4 protein-coding genes and 1 pseudogene are annotated in these 3981 nt (G+C 30.5%); all 5 read left to right on the top strand.

Going from position 1 to position 3981, the window contains the following annotated elements; translation table 11 throughout:
• The first annotated feature begins 59 nt into the window (after nt 1–59).
• On the top strand, nt 60–440 hold the full coding sequence (locus tag E6A48_RS11325; protein WP_219710412.1) for a MerR family transcriptional regulator: 381 nt from the start codon (nt 60–62) through the stop codon (nt 438–440).
• Nucleotides 441–459: 19 nt separating this feature from the next.
• On the top strand, nt 460–897 hold the full coding sequence (locus E6A48_RS11320; RefSeq protein WP_219710410.1) for a cyclophilin-like fold protein: 438 nt from the start codon (nt 460–462) through the stop codon (nt 895–897).
• 374 nt (nt 898–1271) lie between these two features.
• Nucleotides 1272–2160, top strand: a pseudogene (locus E6A48_RS11315) (aldo/keto reductase).
• A 49-nt stretch (nt 2161–2209) separates the two neighbouring features.
• Nucleotides 2210–3181 (top strand): aldo/keto reductase, encoded by a 972-nt coding sequence (locus E6A48_RS11310; RefSeq protein WP_219710409.1) that lies wholly within the window; start codon nt 2210–2212, stop codon nt 3179–3181.
• A 217-nt stretch (nt 3182–3398) separates the two neighbouring features.
• Entirely contained in the window at nt 3399–3896 is a 498-nt protein-coding gene (locus tag E6A48_RS11305) for a flavodoxin (protein WP_219710408.1), read from the top strand.
• Nucleotides 3897–3981: the final 85 nt, after the last annotated feature.

The following is a 3981-nucleotide window of genomic DNA, read 5'->3' as shown; positions in this document are numbered from 1 at the left end:
TGACATTGGAGCATACTCTAATGCTATAATTAAAACAAAAAAGACTAGGGGCTTAAATTATGACAATAGCTGAAGTAAGCAAAAAGACAGATTTATCAACCGACACTTTAAGGTATTATGAGAGAATAGGGCTTATACCAGAAGTGGAGAGAACCGAAAGCGGTATACGAAATTATACTGATTATGATATAGGCTGGATAGAGTTTGCTAAATGTATGCGAAGTGCTGGGATGGGTATAGAATCATTGATAGAATATATAAAACTCTACAACAAAGGCGATGCTACAATAGAGGCTAGAAAGCAATTATTATTAGACCAAAGAGATATAATAGAAAGTAAAATTAATGAGCTTAAAGATACTTTAGAAAAATTAAATTACAAAATAAACAATTATGATACAAAGATGAGAGAGTGTGAAATAAAATTATCAAAGAGATGATAAATAAAGAGGATAAAAAATGAAAATATTATTAAGCTTTTTAATTTTTATAATGACAGCATGCAATTCTATTTATGGAGATAGTTCTGCTATGATGAACACTTTAAATAATTATGTTAATTTAAGAATAAACAACAAAGAATACAAGTTAATATTGTATGATAATGACACCGCGAGAGATTTTTTAAGAATGCTTCCCTTAACTATTACAATGAATGATTTAAACAGCAATGAAAAATATCATAATTTAAGTTCAACACTTACAACAAAAAGTGAAAGGGTAGGCAGTATAAAAAGAGGCGACTTCATGCTATACGGCAATAATTGTTTGGTTTTATTTTATGAAAGTTTTTCAACATCATATAGCTACACAAAAATTGGATATATAGAAAATACAGACGGCTTAAAAGATTCACTTGGAAGGGGAAGCATAGAAATAACTTTTAGTGCAAACTAGTTTTTTGAAATTAATTTATCAACTAAAATATTTATGCAATTATAAGATTTAGTAGTTTAAAATGATTTTTTGAAATATTTGCAGGGCTTTGCCCCGCACCCCAGTTCTTTTGTTGGCACAAAGAACCAAAAAGACTGCATTTAATGAACTATAGCTTTTTATGTATACGAAAGCATAGATATTATTTTATATTTACATGTTCAAAAAAGGTAAAGTTGAAACACTTGCACTTTTTGGTTCTTTTGACGAAGTCCGCACCGCGAGCTGCGGGAAAAAGAACAGAAAAAATTACAGAATCTAAAGTTTTTAGTATGTATTTAAAAAGTTACTGCTTAATAATACATGAAACTTAAATTCTTATAAAAGGAAAAATAATGAAAAATACTTTTATAACTTTATTACTAATTTTTATAACATCAATAAACATAAAAGCAGAGGCTAATAATATGAAAGGAAATTTTAACTTCAATACAAAAACTGTTACACTAAATAATGGTTATGAAATACCTTTAAATGGAATAGGAACATACAGCTTATTAAATGATGTTTGCTACAACTCTGTGCTTTATGCTTTACAAAATGGGGTGAGATTAATTGACACGGCTTATATATACCGCAATGAAGAGGAGGTTGCAAGAGCTGTGAGAGATTCTAAGATTGATAGAAAAGATATTTTTGTAATTACAAAGCTATATCCTAATCAATATAATGATGCAGAAAATGCAATAAACGAAGCATTAAAAAAATTAGGCTATATTGATATGATGCTTCTTCATCACCCGGGAAATAATGATGTTGAAGCGTATAAGGCAATAGAGAAAGCTGTAAAAGAAGGAAAGATAAAATCTATTGGTCTTTCTAATTGGTATATAAAAGAATTAAAAGAGTTCTTGCCAAAAATAAATATTATGCCTGCTTTGGTTCAAAATGAAATACACCCATATTATCAAGATACTGAAGTGGTGGAATATATTCAAAGTTTGGGGATAGCTGTTCAAGCATGGTATCCATTGGGGGGAAGAGGTCATCAAAGAGAGCTTTTAAATGATAGTGTATTAAAAGAGATAGCTAAAAAGCATAATAAGTCAGTTGCTCAAATTATATTAAGATGGCATTTACAGAGGGGAGTTATTGTAATACCCGGTTCAAGCAATAGGGCTCATATAATAGAAAAATACAGAATTATATGATTTTGAATTGAGCGATGATGAGATGAGAAGAATATCAAAACTTAACCGCAATGAAAAGCATGATTGGTATTAATTAAAATATTAATTATGTAAACAGATAATAATAATAAGGAGTTATTAATATGCAAAAAAGAAAACTTGGGGATTTGGAAGTTTCGGCTGTTGGTTTAGGGTGCATGGGTTATGGCGTAGTGTATGATGAGAATTATGATAAAAAGCAATTAATATCCGTTATACATGAAGCTATTGAATTAGGCATTAATTTTTTTGACACAGCAGAAGCTTATGGTCCATACAAAAACGAGGAGATTGTAGGAGAGGCATTAGAGAAACATAGAGATAAAGTTATAATAGCTACGAAGTGCGGAATAAAAACTGTAAACGGAAAGCCTGTGTTAGATGCAAGAAAAGAAACTATAATATCATCAATAGAAGGTTCATTAAAAAGACTGAAAACTGATTATATTGATTTGTATTATCTTCACAGAGTTGACCCTAACACTCCTATTGAAGAAGCTGCAGACACAATGAAAGAATTAATAAAAGAAGGTAAAATTAAACATTGGGGCATTTCGGAGGCAGGGGCAAACAGCATAAAAAAAGCTAATGAAGTATGCAAACTCACAGCCATACAAAGCGAATATTCTATGATTTGGAGGGAGCCAGAAAAAGAAATTATACCGTTATTAGAAGAATTAAATATTGGTTTTGTGCCTTTCTCTCCATTGGGTAAAGGTTTTTTAACAGGAAAGCTTAACAGCGATTTTTCAAAAAATGATTTTAGAAGCTCTATTCCAAGATTTCAAAAAGAGAACTTTGATAAAAACAAAGCATTGATTGATATTTTGGAAGAGATTGCTAAAGCTAAAAATGTTTCAAAGGCCCAAATAGCATTAGCTTGGGTACTTCATCAAAAACCGTTTATAGTGCCGATATTTGGTGCAAGCAGGATAGAGAGATTAAAAGAGAATGCTTATTCTGTTAATGTGGATTTTAGCAAGGAGGAATTAAATAAGATAAATGAAGCTATTTCACAAATAACGATAGAGGGTGATAGGTATCCGAAGGAGCATATGGAGATAGTAGGAAAATAATATAGTTGTTATAAAATTGAAAGCATAAATATATTATAATTTATAATGAGCATTTTATGTTTTTAATATTGTAAAACAATTATCCACCGAGTAGGTGCCTTGCCTACGGCACGCAGAGCGTCGGCAAAAGAACTGGGGTTTTACTCTACGAGTACGCTTCGCAGGGAGGCAAAGCCCCAATTATAAAATATTAAAATAAGAACTATAGGAACTTAAAATGAAAATATTGATAGCTTATTATTCGCATTCAGCAAACACTAAAAAACTTGCTGATACAATAGCAAAAATTATAAAAGAAGAATCACAAAATACTGTGGTAGACTTTTTTAATACAGAGCCAGAGAAAGCATATTCGCCAAACTACAGCACCGTATTAAACGAAGCTAAAAGAGATATAAACAGCGGTTACAAACCAAAATTAAAAAACAGCATAAAGAGCATAGACGATTATGATATTATATTTGCAGGAACTCCAAACTGGTGGAACACAATGGCTCCTCCGTTAAATACGTTTCTAAATAGTTTTGATTTTTCTAATAAAATAATAATGCCTTTCTGTACACATGGCGGCGGAGGGTGTGGAAGCATTAAAAGAGATATAGAAAAAGAATCAAAGTCTAAACAAGTAGGTAAAATATTAAGCGTATATGGAAGCTCTGCAGCAAGTGCTGAGAGTGAAATAAGAAAATGGATTAAAGATATATTAATAAAATAAATATAAAATTAATTAATGAAATTATTTTTGCAAAGCAATTTAATTTTTTATAAAATATAAAAATGCAGCCTTTTTGCTTCTTTGT

It is taken from the genome of Brachyspira pilosicoli (assembly GCF_019402445.1).
GTDB classification, from domain to species: Bacteria; Spirochaetota; Brachyspiria; order Brachyspirales; family Brachyspiraceae; genus Brachyspira; species Brachyspira pilosicoli_B.
Note: the sequence above shows the minus strand (reverse complement) of the source record. Positions and strands in the feature narration are given on the sequence as shown.